This is a genomic window from Gemmatimonadota bacterium (assembly GCA_016209965.1).
Lineage (GTDB): Bacteria > Gemmatimonadota > Gemmatimonadetes > Longimicrobiales > RSA9 > JACQVE01.
Genome location: JACQVE010000230.1, coordinates 1 through 13,343 on the forward strand (window position 1 = coordinate 1; position 13,343 = coordinate 13,343).

At 70.3% G+C, this 13,343-nt stretch carries 14 protein-coding genes; all 14 read right to left on the reverse strand.

The genetic code is table 11. The annotated features are described in order from the left end of the window. A partial coding sequence (locus HY703_09165; protein ID MBI4545352.1) for a hypothetical protein occupies positions 1 to 183 on the reverse strand: 183 nt, incomplete at its 3' end. Positions 184 to 186: 3 nt separating this feature from the next. Continuing rightward, positions 187 to 3,351: an isoleucine--tRNA ligase gene (locus HY703_09170; protein ID MBI4545353.1), complete on the reverse strand. Its 3,165-nt coding sequence runs from the start codon at positions 3,349 to 3,351 to the stop codon at positions 187 to 189. Positions 3,352 to 3,355: 4 nt separating this feature from the next. Then, positions 3,356 to 4,162, reverse strand: a complete 807-nt coding sequence (locus tag HY703_09175) for a purine-nucleoside phosphorylase (protein ID MBI4545354.1) — start codon at positions 4,160 to 4,162, stop codon at positions 3,356 to 3,358. A gap of 29 nt (positions 4,163 to 4,191) precedes the next feature. Next, positions 4,192 to 4,779 carry a DivIVA domain-containing protein gene (locus HY703_09180; GenBank protein ID MBI4545355.1) on the reverse strand — a complete coding sequence of 196 codons (588 nt, stop codon included), beginning with the start codon at positions 4,777 to 4,779 and terminating at the stop codon, positions 4,192 to 4,194. After that, on the reverse strand, positions 4,776 to 5,471 hold the full coding sequence (locus HY703_09185; protein MBI4545356.1) for a YggS family pyridoxal phosphate-dependent enzyme: 696 nt from the start codon (positions 5,469 to 5,471) through the stop codon (positions 4,776 to 4,778). Before HY703_09185 ends, HY703_09180 begins: the two co-directional genes overlap by 4 nt. 173 nt (positions 5,472 to 5,644) lie before the next feature. After that, entirely contained in the window at positions 5,645 to 6,088 is a 444-nt protein-coding gene (locus HY703_09190; protein ID MBI4545357.1) for a biopolymer transporter ExbD, read from the reverse strand. Continuing rightward, positions 6,085 to 6,513, reverse strand: a complete 429-nt coding sequence (locus tag HY703_09195; GenBank protein MBI4545358.1) for a biopolymer transporter ExbD — start codon at positions 6,511 to 6,513, stop codon at positions 6,085 to 6,087. Before HY703_09195 ends, HY703_09190 begins: the two co-directional genes overlap by 4 nt. An 8-nt stretch (positions 6,514 to 6,521) precedes the next feature. Continuing rightward, positions 6,522 to 7,199: a MotA/TolQ/ExbB proton channel family protein gene (locus tag HY703_09200; GenBank protein ID MBI4545359.1), complete on the reverse strand. Its 678-nt coding sequence runs from the start codon at positions 7,197 to 7,199 to the stop codon at positions 6,522 to 6,524. Further along, on the reverse strand, positions 7,196 to 8,008 hold the full coding sequence (locus HY703_09205) for a TIGR00159 family protein (protein ID MBI4545360.1): 813 nt from the start codon (positions 8,006 to 8,008) through the stop codon (positions 7,196 to 7,198). The genes HY703_09200 and HY703_09205 overlap by 4 nt, the downstream gene beginning before the upstream one ends. Next, positions 8,005 to 8,958, reverse strand: coding sequence for a dihydropteroate synthase (gene folP, locus HY703_09210; GenBank protein ID MBI4545361.1), 954 nt, complete (start codon positions 8,956 to 8,958; stop codon positions 8,005 to 8,007). The genes HY703_09205 and folP overlap by 4 nt, the downstream gene beginning before the upstream one ends. Continuing rightward, a complete protein-coding gene (locus tag HY703_09215) occupies positions 8,958 to 11,039 on the reverse strand; it encodes an ATP-dependent metallopeptidase FtsH/Yme1/Tma family protein (GenBank protein ID MBI4545362.1) in 2,082 nt (693 codons plus the stop codon). Before HY703_09215 ends, folP begins: the two co-directional genes overlap by 1 nt. Before the next feature lie 26 nt (positions 11,040 to 11,065). Beyond that, entirely contained in the window at positions 11,066 to 11,575 is a 510-nt protein-coding gene (hpt, locus tag HY703_09220) for a hypoxanthine phosphoribosyltransferase (protein MBI4545363.1), read from the reverse strand. 28 nt (positions 11,576 to 11,603) lie between these two features. Next, entirely contained in the window at positions 11,604 to 13,010 is a 1,407-nt protein-coding gene (gene tilS, locus HY703_09225; protein ID MBI4545364.1) for a tRNA lysidine(34) synthetase TilS, read from the reverse strand. 33 nt (positions 13,011 to 13,043) lie between these two features. Continuing rightward, the coding region (locus HY703_09230) for a hypothetical protein (GenBank protein MBI4545365.1) at positions 13,044 to 13,343 on the reverse strand (300 nt) is incomplete at its 5' end.

Below are 13,343 nucleotides of genomic sequence, written 5' to 3' on the forward strand. Positions count from 1 at the left end.
CACTTGCTGGTAGAGGTGGAAGGCACGCTGCACGATCATCTTGGTGACCAGGTCCAGCGAAACCACGCCGGCGACCAGGCCGAAGAAGATGCCGGCCTTGCCACTGTCCCAGGCGCGCACGCCAGCGCCCTCGATTCTCAGCTCGGTTCCGTCCACTCGGGAAATCTCCGTTTCGGGCGCCATTCCTCAGGGTTGCGGCGGCCATTCCACCGGCATCAAGGCGATGCGCGCGGGCAGGCCATCCAGCTCCAGCTCACGGGTAAGGGCAAAGCCGTTGGCCAGTTCCGCGTCGGCCTCGAGGCGAACGGCCAGCGTTTCCCGGGCAATGTACTCCCGGTGCTCGAGTGCGGCCTCGAGCACGTCCGGCGCGCCCGCAATTCCCAGGGCTATGCGATCTTCGACGCGCAACCCCGCCTCGCGCCGCAGCCGCTGGATGCGGTTGACCAGCTCGCGCGCCAACCCTTCCTGGCGCAAAGCGCGGTCCACTGTGCGGTCGAGGGCAATGGTGAAGCCGGCATCGGCCTCGATCACCAGCTCACCGCGCGCCGCTTCCTGCACCTCGAGCTCGTCCGGCGCAAGCTCGAAGCCCTCGCCGTCCACCACAATGGTGAGCGGCTGGCCCTGGCGGAGCGCCTGCAGCCGCTCGGCCGGAATGGCTCGGATCTGCTCGGCGATCCAGGGCGTACGCGGGCCGAAGCGCTTGCCCAGCGCGCGGAAATTCGGTTGCGCGCGCAGTTCGACCAGCTCTCCGGCATCGGCGAGGAAGCGAACCTCCTTCACGTTCAGCTCGTCGCTGAGCAAACGCAGCAGCTCCTGGGAGATCTCGGTGCCACGTGGCAGAACGGCGTACATGGTGCGGAGCGGCTGGCGCACGCGGAGCCTCAGCTCCTCGCGCGCGGCGCGGCCGAGCCGGGCGAGCGTGCGCACGGCATCCATGGCCACGTCCAGCCGCGGATCCTGCAGCTCCGCCTGCGACTCGGGGAAGCGCGCGAGGTGCACACTCGTGCCGCCCGTGAGCGCGCGGTGCAGCCAGTCCGCGTGGAAGGGGGTGACGGGTGCGAGGAGTCGCGCGACCGTGAGCAGCGTGTCGGCCAGGGTGCGGAAAGCGGCGCGCGTGTCCGCCTGGTCGGCACTGCCCCAGAAGCGGTCGCGGCTGCGGCGGACGTACCAGTTCGAGACGTCGTCCACAATGAAATCGCCCACCGCGCGGGCGGCGCGCGTGATCTCGTAGGCCTCCATGTCGCGATCCACCTGCTCGACCAGCGCGTTGAGTCGCGAGAGCAGCCAGCGGTCGAGCACGGCTCGCCGGGCAGTCGGCGGATCGGCGTCCGAGGCCGCCCAGCCCTCAAGGTTGGCATAGAGCGCGAAAAAGCGATACGTGTTGGCCAGGGTGTCGAAGGTGCGCCGCGCCGACTCGCTCAGCGCCTGCGCATCGAAGCGTTTGCTGACCCAGGGCTGACTGCCCGTCACCAGATACCAGCGGATGGCGTCGGCGCCGAACTGCGCAATGGCCTCCCAGGGGTCGACCACGTTGCCGCGGGATTTGGACATCTTCTGCCCCTCGGCATCCAGCACCAAGTCATTGACCACCACATTGCGGTAGGCTGGCCCCAGCTCGAGCAGCGTCGAGATGGCCATGAGCGAGTAAAACCAGCCGCGGGTCTGGTCCACGCCCTCGCAGATGAAGTCGGCGGGGAAGTGGCGTCGCCAGGCGTCCTGGTTCTGGAACGGGTAGTGCCACTGCGCGTAGGGCATGGCGCCCGAGTCGAACCAGACGTCGATCACTTCGGGCGTCCGGCGCATCACGCCGCCGCAGGTCGCGCACTCCCAGCTCGGCTGGTCAATGAACGGCTTGTGCGGATCGAAGCCTTCCGGCAGGCCGCCGGCGCGCTGGGCCAGTTCAGCGAGCGAGCCGATGAACTCGAGGTGCGCGGCCTCGCGGTCGCAGACCCAGGCGGGGAGCGGCGTGCCCCAGTAGCGGTCGCGGGAGAGTGCCCAGTCCACGTTGCCGGCCAGCCACTCGCCGAAGCGGCCGGAGCCGACCTCGTGCGGGTACCAGTGCACCTGGCGGTTGTTCGCCAGCATCTGGTCCTTGACCGCCGTAGTGCGGATGTACCACGAGTCGCGGGCGATGTAGAGCAGCGGGCTCGAGCAGCGCCAGCAGTGCGGGTAAGTGTGGGGCTCGAGGGAGTAGCGGAACACCAGCCCCCGGCGCTTCAGGTCCTCGACCAGCACCTCGTCCGCCGTCTTGACGAACTGTCCGCCCACCAGCGGCAGCCGGGCGTCGAAGCGGCCGGCGTCATCCAGCGGCTGGAGCATGGGCAGCCCGTGGCGCTGCCCTGCGGCGTAGTCGTCCGCGCCGAAGGCGGGTGCGAGGTGGACGATGCCCGTGCCGTCCTCCGCGCTCACGAAGTCCTCGGCCACCGCGCGCCACGCCTCCTCGCTGCCGGCGGGCGCCGGAACGAGGTCGAACGGCCGGCGGTAGCGCAGGCCAACCAGTTCGCCGGCGCGGTAGCGGCGGCGCACGGCGACACTCGAGCCGAACACGGCGGGCACGCGCGACTCGGCCAGGATCAGCCGGGCCCCGTCCACCTCGACATCGACATACGGCAGCTCGGGGTGCAGGGCGAGTGCGGCATTGGAGGGCAAGGTCCAGGGCGTCGTCGTCCACACCAGGAAGGCGCGGCCCTCGGCGTCCGCCTCGCCGTCCGCGCCGAAGATAGGCGCTAGGAAATAGAGGGACGGGTCATTGACCTCTTCGTAGCCCAGCGCGACCTCATGGGAGCTGAGCCCGGTGCCGCAGCGCGGGCAGTAGGCCACGCTCTTGTGGCCGCGATAGATCAGGCCGCGCCCGTAGAGCTGCTTCAGGATCCACCACACGCTCTCGATGTACTCGGGCGTGAAGGTGACATACGGCCGCGAGTAGTCGAGCCAGTACCCGGTCCGCTCCGAGAGCCGCTCCCACTCCTCCTTGTAGGTGAACACGCTCGAGCGGCACACCTCGTTAAAGCGGGCGACGCCGAATTCCTCGATCTCCCGCTTGCCGCTGATCCCCAGTTTCTTCTCTGCCTCGATCTCGACCGGCAGGCCGTGCGTGTCCCAGCCGGCAATCCGCGTGATGTGCAGGCCGCGCATGGTGTGATAGCGGCAGACCAGATCCTTGATGGTACGGCTCAACACGTGGTGGATGCCGGGCCGGCCATTGGCCGTGGGCGGGCCCTCGTAGAACACGAACTCGGGCGCGCCCGCCGTAGCCTCGAGCGTGCGCCGGAAGAGGTCCTCGGCGCGCCACTGCTCGAGCACCTGCTCCTCGAGGCGGATCACGCTGTCGGGGTAGTCGGGAAACTTCATGGAGTCACGCCAGCCGCTGCAGTACGCCCTTGATCAGCGCCGTCAGCCTGGGCTCGGCCGCGGCGGCCGTGCGGATGATGGCCTGGATGTCCGCCGGCTCGAGGGCGTCCGGCAGGCAGCGGTCGGTGATAATGCTGATGCCCAGCACGCGCATGTCCATGTGCCGGGCCACGATCACCTCGGGCACGGTGCTCATGCCCACCACGTCAGCGCCCATGGTGCGCAGCATCCGGTACTCAGCGCGCGTCTCTAGGTTCGGGCCGGGCACGGCGACATACACGCCGCGGCGCAGGGGAATGCGCAGCTCGAGGGCGACCTCCTGCGCCAGCCGCTGCAGCCCGTGGTCGTAGGGCTGGGACATGTCCGGAAAGCGGGGGCCGAGGTCGTCCAGGTTGGGGCCGATCAGCGGACTATCGCCCAGCAGATTGATGTGGTCGTCCAGCAGGACCAGGTCGCCCGCGTCCCAGAGCGGGTTCATGCCGCCGCAGGCATTCGAGACCACGAGCGTGCGCGCGCCCAGCAGGTACATGACGCGGACCGGGAAACTGACCTGCGGCAGCGTGTACCCCTCGTAGCGGTGGAAGCGGCCCTGCATGGCCACGACCCGGCGGCCGGCGAGGCGGCCGAGCAGCAGCCGGCCAGTGTGGGTCTCGACCGTGGAAACGGGGAAATGCGGGAGCTCGGTATAGGGGATCGCTAGCTCGACCTCGATGTCCTCGGCCAGCGCGCCCAGCCCGGTGCCCAGGATGATGGCGACGTCGGGCTGGAACGCGCTGCGGCTGCGCACCGCGTCCACCGCTTCCTGGATCATGGCGCGCTGCGCCGCCGCGGCGGGTCCGCTCACGCTTCCTCATCCAGCTTCGAGAGCAGCGCCTCGACCTCGGACTCGCTCGGCTGCGCCGCCGGCGCCTGCACCGCCACCGCTCCCGGCTTTCGCCCACCCTGCCCCGGCTTAACCGACCGGAGCTCGAGGGTCTCCTCGATCACGCTTAGCTCTGCCAGCTCCCGCTCGAGAAAGCTGCGGTATCCCTGGATCAATTGCGCGCGCCGCGCCCGGATCCGGCGCAACGTCTCTTCCTCCTGCTGGATCGCGTCGAAGGCGCCCGCCCGGATGCGCGCCGCTTCTGCCTCCGCCTCACGACGGCTCAGCTCCGCGGCCTTGGCAGCCTGGCGCTTGGCCTCCTCGCGCAGCTCCTGCGCGCTGACCAGCGCCTCCGTCAAAGCCCGCTCCCGCTCCCGGAACTCGGAAAGCTGCTCGTCCAGCCGCTTGGCACGCTCCGCCAGCGTCAGGTTCTCCTTCACCAACTGCTCCATACGCTCGGCAACCAGGTCGAGGAAGTCGTCGACCAGCGCGCGGTGGTAGCCCCGCAGCGCGCCGCGGAAGTCGCCCTTCTTCCTGCGCACTTCGAGTGGCGTAAGATCGATCATGGCGTCCGTTCCCCGAAAAGGACCGTCCCGAGTCGCACCATGGTGCTGCCCTCCTCCACCGCCACTTCGAAGTCGTTGGACATCCCCATCGAGAGGTGCCGGGCCTGGAAGCCGGGCAGGCCGCGCCCCCATGCCTCGAACAGCTCGCGCGCGCCAGCAAACGCGCGTCGCAGCACGCCCTCGTCGCCGGTGAGGGGCGCCATGGTCATGACCCCCTCGAGGCGCAGGCGCGGCAACTCGACGATCTGCGCGACCGCGTCCCGCGCCTCCGCCGGCGCAAAGCCGCCCTTGCTCACCTCGCCGCTGGTATTGACCTGGACCAGGCAGGCAATGTCACGACCCGACCGCTCCGCTTCCCTCGACAACTCGACTGCCAGGCGCAGCGAGTCCAGGGAGTGCAGCAGGTCGAAGAGCGCCAGCGCGCGCCGTGCCTTGTTGCGCTGGAGGTGACCGATCAGGTGCCACTCGACGCGGTCCCGTCCCGCCCGGGCAACCTTCTCTTCCAGCTCGTGGACCCGGTTCTCTCCGCAGCGCCTTAGACTGCAGGCCAGGGCGGCTTCCACTGCCGCAACCGGGTAACCCTTGGTCACGGCCACCACCTCGACCGCCCCACTCAGACCGGATCGCCTCAGCGCCTGCTCGATCCGGTCCCTGACCCGCGGGAGATGTTCCTGTAACCGCGAAAGATACATAAACTCATTATCTTACCACATGGGGTCGAGAAAGATCAACGGATTCGGGGCTGGAGGGCTGGGGGGCTGGGGCTCGGGCTGGGGCCTGCCGGCGCTGCGGCGGCGAGCAGGCGGTCATCCCGGCAGGGAAGGATAGGAGCGCGGGTTCAGCGCGCGCGGCCGGCGGGGCTGACTCAGCGGGTTGGCGGCTGCCGGCCCTCGGGGGTCGTGCGGAAGGTGACGCGCCGGGCGCCGGCTTCCTGCAGTTCGCGCTGCACGCGGTCGATGACGCGGTAGGGCACATTGCGATCGCCGCGCAGCACCACGACCAGGCGGCGGTCGCTGGCCTGGTACAACGGCGCCACGACTTCAGAAACCTGTGCGGGCGCAACGGCCTGGTCATTGATGTAGATGGCGCCGTCCGGCTCGATCCAGACGTGCAGGATGTTCTTGCGGGGCTCGTCCACGTCCTCGGTGGCCTGTGCGGCGGGCAGGACCACAGCGCGTGGCTGCTCCCTGCGGAAGGTGGTGCTGACCATGAAGAAGATCAGGAGCAGGAACGCCATGTCGGCCAGGGAGGAGGAGGGGATCTCGCTGGCCGTGCGGGCCTTGCGTTGCAGTCGCGCCTGGCGGATCACGGCTGCTCCTCAAGCACCTGCAGCGAGACTCGCCGGGCGCCGGCGGCGCGCAGCTCGTCCAATACGTCGATCATCTGGTGGTAGGACGCAGCCGGATGCGTGGCCACGGCCGCGATCATGTCGGGGTTGCGGCTCGCCTCGGCGCGCCAGATCTCGCCTACCTGGGCGACCACTACCCGTTCCGTTGCCGGCGCCTCGCCCCGCCGCAGCTCGAGGGCCCCGTCAGGCTGGATGACGAGCCGCAGGATATTCTTCTCGAGGACCTCGATCTGCTGCTCCGGTGTGGGGAGCGTGAGGGGCAGCCCCTTTTCCTGGTCAAAGATGGTGGTGACCAGGAAGAAGATGAGCAGGTTGAAGGCAATATCCGCCATGGACGCGGTCGGGATCTCGCTCACGATCCGGGCACGCCGGCGGAAGACAGCCATTCGTCCCCCTAATCGGCGGCCGGCCGGGGTCCTGCGGCGCCGGTCGCCGTCTTCTCCAGGTCCCAGAGCAGAGTGAGCACCGACGCCGCGCTTTCCTCCATGCGCACGATCAACTTGTCGATGCGCGTGACGAAGAAGTTGTAGGCGATGTTGACGGGTACGGCGATGGTGAGCCCCGCGGCCGTCGTGATCAGCGCCACCTTGATGCCGCCGGCGACGAGCGACGCCTCGATCTGCCCGGCGTCGGCGATGGCGCCAAAAGCGGAGATCATGCCCATGACCGTGCCCAGGAACCCGAGCAGCGGCGCGACACTCGAGATGGTGGCCAGCAGGCCCAGCCCGCGCTCGAGGAACCCCAGCTCGATGCTGCCCGTGGTCTGCACCGCCTTTTCCAGGTCCCGCCCCCTGGTGCGGCGGTCGTGCAGCCGGCGCAGTCCTTCGGCGAGGATGGCGGCCACCGGCCCCGGCGTCGTCTGCGCCAGCTCGAGGGCATCACCCAGGCGCCCCTGCCGGCCGAGCGCCTCGACCCGCCCGAGCAGGCCGCGGGACTGCCGCTCCGCGGCCCAGAGCGCATATCCCTTGGCCAGGATGACGGCCAGGGCGAGCAGGGAGGCGGCCAGCAGCGGGTACATCATGATGCCGCCATCCTGGAACAGCTGGAGGAGCGCGTACTCGCCTCCGCTCACACGCCGCCTCCACTGATTCCCGTGCGCGCCAGCCTGGGTGACGGTATGACCGCCTGCCCCGCCAGCACCTCGCGCAGCCGATCCAGGCTGATGTTCCGCTCGAGGCGGCCGCGGTGCGCCAGGGAGATGTGCGCGGTCTCCTCACTGACGACGACCACGAGTGCGTCAGTCTCCTCGGACAGGCCTATCGCCGCGCGGTGCCGGGTGCCCAGACTCTTGTCCGCGACCGGGAACTGGGTCAGCGGCAGGATCACGCCGGCGGCGATGATGGTATCGCCGGAAATCAGCACGGCGCCGTCGTGCAGCGGGCCGTAGGGCGCGAAGATGCTGACCAGGATGTCGGCCGAGACACGGGCCTGAATGCGCGTCCCCGTCTCGGCGTACTCCTCGAGGCCGATCTCCCGCTCGACGGCCAGGATCGCGCCCACCTTGGCGCGCGCCAGCCGCTCGACGGTCTCGACCAGCTCCTCGACCACCGCGCTCGCCTCCATCTTGTTGAACAGGCGGAGCATGCGGTTCTGACCCAGGCGGGTCAGCGCGCTGCGCAGCTCGGGCTGGAAGACGATCAGCGCGGCAATCGCGCCGTACTGGAAGAGCTTCTCCATCAGGTAGCGGATCAGGTCCAGGTCCAGGAAGCGAGCGGCAAAATACATGGCGATCAGGACCACGGCGCCGATCAGCATTTGCATGGCCCGAGTGCGGGCGAGCAGACGCAGGACGTAATAGAGGCCGATGGCCACGATCAGGATCTGCAGCAGATCCTTGACGCCGGGCAGGAGGAACGCGTAGCGCTCGAAGAATCCGGTCACGTGGCGGCGAGGATGGCTTCGGCGACGGCCAGTGCGCGGCGCAGCGCCCGCACATCATGGACGCGGAACAGGTGCGCGCCCCGGAAGAGGGCGGCGACGCAAGCGGCGATGGTGCCTTCCAGGCGCTCGGCCGGCGGCAGCTCGCCCGCCAGCTCGCCGACGAAGCGCTTGCGGGACGGCCCGACCAGCACGGGTCGGCCCAGCTCGAGCAGCCGGTCGAGTCGGGCGAGGACGGCGATACTGTGCTCCGTCCGCTTGGCAAACCCGAGGCCGGGGTCCAGCACGACGGCCCCGGGATCGACGCCGCCCGCGCCGGCGCGCTCGAGCGATTCCGCGAGCTCGGCCACGATATCGCCGACCGGGTCGGCGCCGTAGCGGGCCAGCTCGTAGCTGGCCATGGTCTCCACCGTGCCGCGGGAGTGCATGAGCACGAGGCCCGCGCCGGCTTCGGCTGCGGCGCGGCCCAGCCGGGGGTCGAGGCGCAGGCCGGAGACGTCGTTGATGACCGCGGCGCCCTCCGCGAGCGCGGCGCGGGCGACTTCCGCCTTCACGGTGTCGACCGAGACGAGCAGGTCCGGCCAGCGGCGGACCAGCTCGCGCACGACGGGCAGCACGCGGGCCGTTTCCTCGGCCGCGGAGACGGGGGCGGCGCCGGGCCGGGTCGACTCGCCGCCGATATCGATCAGGTCGGTGCCCTGCTCGATCAGCCGTTCCGCGTGTGCCACGGCGGAATCCAGGCCGGTGTGGCGCCCGCCCTGCCAGAAGGAGTCGGGCGTGAGGTTCAGGACGCCGAGGATGCGGGGACGGTCCAGCAGGAGGGTGCCGCGGGCCGTGCGCCAGCTTTCGGGCCGCCGCTGGGCAAGACCATGCCGCGCCGCCCCCGCCGCTGAAGGCGCCCCACGCGTCCCGGCGTCAGGCTCGACGGACGGGTGGCGCGCGGCCGCCGGCATCAGCGGGTGGGGTCCGGCTTGGGCTTGGCGGCGGCCACGCCGCGCGCGGCACTGCCGCGGGCGGCCGGCGCCGACACGGCTTCGGCGGCGGCCTCCTCGGGCTCGCCGGCGCCGGCCGGGACCAGCGCCGCAGCCGCGTCTTCGGGGGGCTGCGCACGCGCCGCGGCGCCGCGCCTGCGCTGCCCGGCGCTGCGGCTCCTGCCGGCCAGCTTGAGCGGCTTGCCGGCCGCGAGCGCCTCGACCTGCTCGCGATCCAGTGTTTCCACCTCGAGCAGCGTGTCGGCCATGAGGACCAGGAGATCCCGATTCGCCTCAAGCGTCTGGCGCGCGTGCCCGTACGCCGCATCGATCAGCCGCTTGACTTCTGCGTCCACCAGCTCGGCGGTGCGCTCGGCGACCGGGCGCCGCTGGAAGATCTCGCGGCCCAGGAATATCTCCTGCTCCGCGTCCCCTACGGCCACAGGGCCGATTTGCTCACTCATGCCGAACTGCGAGACCATGCGCCGCGCCATCTGCGTGGCCCGCTCGATATCGTTGCCCGCGCCGGTTGTGATCTTTTCGGCCCCGAAGACCAGCTCTTCGGCGGCGCGGCCGCCGAACAGCATGGCGAGCTGCGCGAGCAGATAGTCTCTCGAGTAGGAGTGCCGGTCCTCCTCGGGCAGCGACGCGGTGACGCCCAGCGCCCGGCCGCGCGGCACGATCGTGATCTTGTGCACGGGGTCGAGTCCGGGCGTACGCAGGGCGACAACGGCGTGACCCGCTTCGTGATACGCGGTGAGCCGCCGCTCCGACTCGGACAGTACCAGGCTTTTCCGCTCCGCGCCCAGCAGGAGCTTGTCCTTGGCGTCGTCGAGGTCCGCCATGAACACCTTTTCCTGGTCGCGGCGCGCCGCGAGCAGCGCCGCCTCGTTGACCAGGTTGGCCAGGTCCGCGCCACTCATGCCGGGCGTGCCCTTGGCCAGCGACGAGACGTCGACGTTGTTGGCCAGCGGCACCTTGCGCAGGTGCACGCGCAGGATCCCCTCGCGTCCCTTCACGTCCGGCGAGTCCACCACGATCTGGCGGTCGAAGCGGCCAGGGCGCAGCAGCGCGGGATCCAGCACGTCCGGACGATTGGTCGCGGCCAGCAGGATCACTCCGTCATTGGACTCGAAGCCGTCCATCTCGACCAGGAGCTGGTTCAGCGTCTGCTCCCGCTCGTCGTGGCCGCCGCCCAGGCCGGCGCCGCGGTGACGGCCGACGGCATCGATCTCGTCAATGAAGATGATACAGGGCGCGTGGGACTTTCCCTGCTCGAACAGGTCACGCACGCGCGATGCGCCCACGCCCACGAACATCTCGACGAAGTCGGAGCCGGACATGGAGAAGAACGGCCTCCCCGCCTCACCTGCCACCGCCCGCGCCAGCAAGGTCTTCCCCGTGCCGGGCGGGCCCACCAGCAGCGCGCCCTTGGGCAGCCGGCCGCCCAGCCGGGTGAACTTCTGCGGGTCCTTCAGGAACTCGATGATCTCCTGCAGCTCGTCCTTCGCTTCATCGCAGCCGGCCACATCGGCGAACGTGACCTTGGGCGTGTCGCCCGTGAGCAGCCGCGCCTTCGACTTGCCGAACTGGAAGGCCTTGGACCCGCCCACCTGCATCTGCCGCATGACAAAGAGCCAGATGCCGATCAGGATCAGCCAGGGCACAATGCCCAGGAAGATCGACCACCAGTTGCGGCGCGCCTCGACCGATTTGATGTCCTCGACGCCCGCCGCCTGGATCTGCGAGAGGATCTCGTGGCTGTCCTTGATGGGCAGCAGGGTGCGGAACTGCTTGACCTCGCGCCGCTGCACGGTCAGCGGCGTGCGCAGCTTGCCCTCCACTGCCTTGCCGTCCATGATCGTCAGCTCCTTGACGTTGTCCGACTGGAGCTGCTCCATGAACTGCGTGTACGACAGCTCGACCGCCTGCTGCCGCTGCGGGCTGACCAACTGCATGATCAGCACGGGCACCAGGATGATGAGGATCCAGAAGGACGCCGTCCTCGAGAGACGCGTCCACCGGGTCCCCCGGCCGCCGCGGTTGCCGTCCCGCTCGGGCATTCCTTTGACCTTCCTGTCCTTCGGCTTCACAGACTCGCGATAAAGGGTAAGTTGCGATATTGCTCGCTGTGGTCCAGCCCGTAGCCGATCAGGAACTCGGCCGGCGCATCAAAGCCGACCCAGCGCGGTTCCTTGACCAGGTACGGCGCCACGTGCTTGTGCAGCAGCGCACACAGCTCGAGGCTCCCCGGCTGGCGCTGCTCGAGCAGTGGGATCAGCCGGTTCAGCGTGTTCCCGCTGTCAATAATATCCTCCACCAGCAAGACGTGCCTGCCGGCGAGCCCGGCTTCCGGGTCGTACACCAGGCGCACGTCGCCACTGCTCACGGTGCCGCTGCCGTAGCTGGCGGCGACCAGGAAATCCACGGACATGGGCCGTGCGATCTGGCGGACCAGGTCCGCCAGGAACACGAAGGAGCCCTTCAGCAGCCCGAGCACCAGCAGGTCCTCGCCTGCCGGGTAGGCGCTGGTGATCTCCTGCCCCATCTCCCGCACGCGCTCGGCGATCGCGGCCTCCGGGAAGACAATGCGCCGCAGCTCCCGCCCGCCCATGAGCGCCATGGTCTTAGCCGAGTTCGACATCGGACACCGCAATGGTCAGTGCCGGTCCTTGCGGCGGCGGCGGAGCGTCGGCGCTGCGCGCCACCCCGACCACCCACAACACGCGGCCGGCGGCGTCGGCGAGCACGGGGGCGAGCGCCCGCTGAGTCCGGCCGGTGCGTCGCTCCGCGAACAACTTCTTCAGCTTCTTGGTCCCGTAGGCCAGACGGATGCGGTCGCCCGGACGCCAGGCGCGAACCACCAGGGGGAAACGGAGGGCGGCGGGATCGAAGGCTTCCGCCGGACCGGGCCCGCCCGGGATGGCGAGGCTCCAGCGGACGGCGAGCCCGCGGCCGCCAATGACCGCCTCCCCCTCCCCCGCACCGGCCTCCCCGATGACCAGCGGCCGCTCGGCCGCCCGCGGCTCCGGTTGCAGCGGGCGGCGCCGGAGCCGGATCCGGTCGAATTCCCGCTCGAGCGTCACGCCGCCCGCTACCTGGATCTGGCCGCCGCTTGCGCCTGTCCTGATAAACTCGACCGCCGCCCGGGTTCCGGCCCGATCGGGCACGCTGTGCAGGCGGCGTAAGAATCGGCGGAGCACGCGGGCGCGTACCGGCGCATGATACGAAAGCAGGACAGGCCTGGCAAGCTCGATGGCGCCCTCACGGGCCTCGAGCAGCACGGCCGGCTCGAGCATGTCGAGAACGGCGTCCCAGGCCGTTTCCGCGTGGCGCGCGTGCTCGGCGAGCCGGACCAGCGCGCGGGCCGCGCCAGGCTGGATCGCCTCGAGGCGGGGAAGCACCTCGTGCCGCAGCCGGTTGCGCGCATAGCCCACCAGCACGTTGGTCGGGTCTTCGCGCCAGGACAGGCCGGCCGCGGCCGCGTACTCGGCAATCTGAGCGCGCGGGAAGCGGAGCAGCGGGCGGACCAGCCGGCCGCGGCGCTCCGGAATGCCGGCCAGGCCGCGCAGCCCGGTGCCGCGGATGATGCGGAACAGCACCGTCTCGGCCTGGTCGTCCGCGTGATGCCCCGTGGCCAGGCGGTGGGCGCGGCGGCGCAGGGCGACGGTGCGGAGAAAGCGGTAGCGCAGGGCGCGAGCAGCGGCCTCGGAGCGGGGTGGCCGCCGTGCCCGCGCCCTGACCAGCGGCACGCCCCAGGCGCGGCACAGGCCGGCCACCCACCGGCCATCGGCCGCACTGTCATCGCGCATGGCGTGGTCCAGGTGGGCTGCCACCAGGCGCAGCGCCCACTGCTCGCCCAGGCGGAAGTGCAGGAGGTGGAGGAGTACGACGGAGTCCATGCCGCCCGACACGGCCACGACGACCGTCTGGCCCGCGCGGATCAGCCCGGTCTCGCGGAGGTGGCGCGGGAAGCGAGCGCCCAACGGCGTCGCCTCATGTGGCGCAAGCGCCGGCGGCCCCGCCTGCTGCATCGCTCGCTCCCCCGCCTGAAGGTTTCTAGCTAGCTACGCGTCAGCGCCGCCCGCTACCACCACTCGCCGCGCCAGGCCCGCCACTGCCGGCGGCTGGGACGCTCGAGCTGGGCGCCGCAAGAGGAATTCGAATTCATAGCCCCGGCCGAGCTCCGCGCCATAACCCCGGCCCTCGAACCGGCGGCGCCAGGTGCGGGGCACGCGGCCGAACCCGGCGCCGTAGCCCAGGCCGGTACGGTACTCGGTGTCGTACGTCTCGCGCCAGTCGCGCCGGGGCAGCCCGGCCGGTGGGCCGCGGAACCAGCCGAAGCGGCCCGCGTGCCGGCCCAGCTC

Excerpts from the sequence above, each read along its gene's own strand:
- HY703_09170 (MBI4545353.1), bottom strand. The coding sequence starts at position 3,351 with ATGAAGTTTCCCGACTACCCCGACAGCGTGATCCGCCTCGAGGAGCAG.
- HY703_09175 (MBI4545354.1), bottom strand. The coding sequence starts at position 4,162 with ATGATCCAGGAAGCGGTGGACGCGGTGCGCAGCCGCAGCGCGTTCCAG.
- HY703_09180 (MBI4545355.1), bottom strand. The coding sequence starts at position 4,779 with ATGATCGATCTTACGCCACTCGAAGTGCGCAGGAAGAAGGGCGACTTC.
- HY703_09185 (MBI4545356.1), bottom strand. The coding sequence starts at position 5,471 with ATGTATCTTTCGCGGTTACAGGAACATCTCCCGCGGGTCAGGGACCGG.
- HY703_09195 (MBI4545358.1), bottom strand. The coding sequence starts at position 6,513 with ATGGCTGTCTTCCGCCGGCGTGCCCGGATCGTGAGCGAGATCCCGACC.
- folP (MBI4545361.1), bottom strand. The coding sequence starts at position 8,958 with ATGCCGGCGGCCGCGCGCCACCCGTCCGTCGAGCCTGACGCCGGGACG.
- HY703_09215 (MBI4545362.1), bottom strand. The coding sequence starts at position 11,039 with ATGCCCGAGCGGGACGGCAACCGCGGCGGCCGGGGGACCCGGTGGACG.
- tilS (MBI4545364.1), bottom strand. The coding sequence starts at position 13,010 with ATGCAGCAGGCGGGGCCGCCGGCGCTTGCGCCACATGAGGCGACGCCG.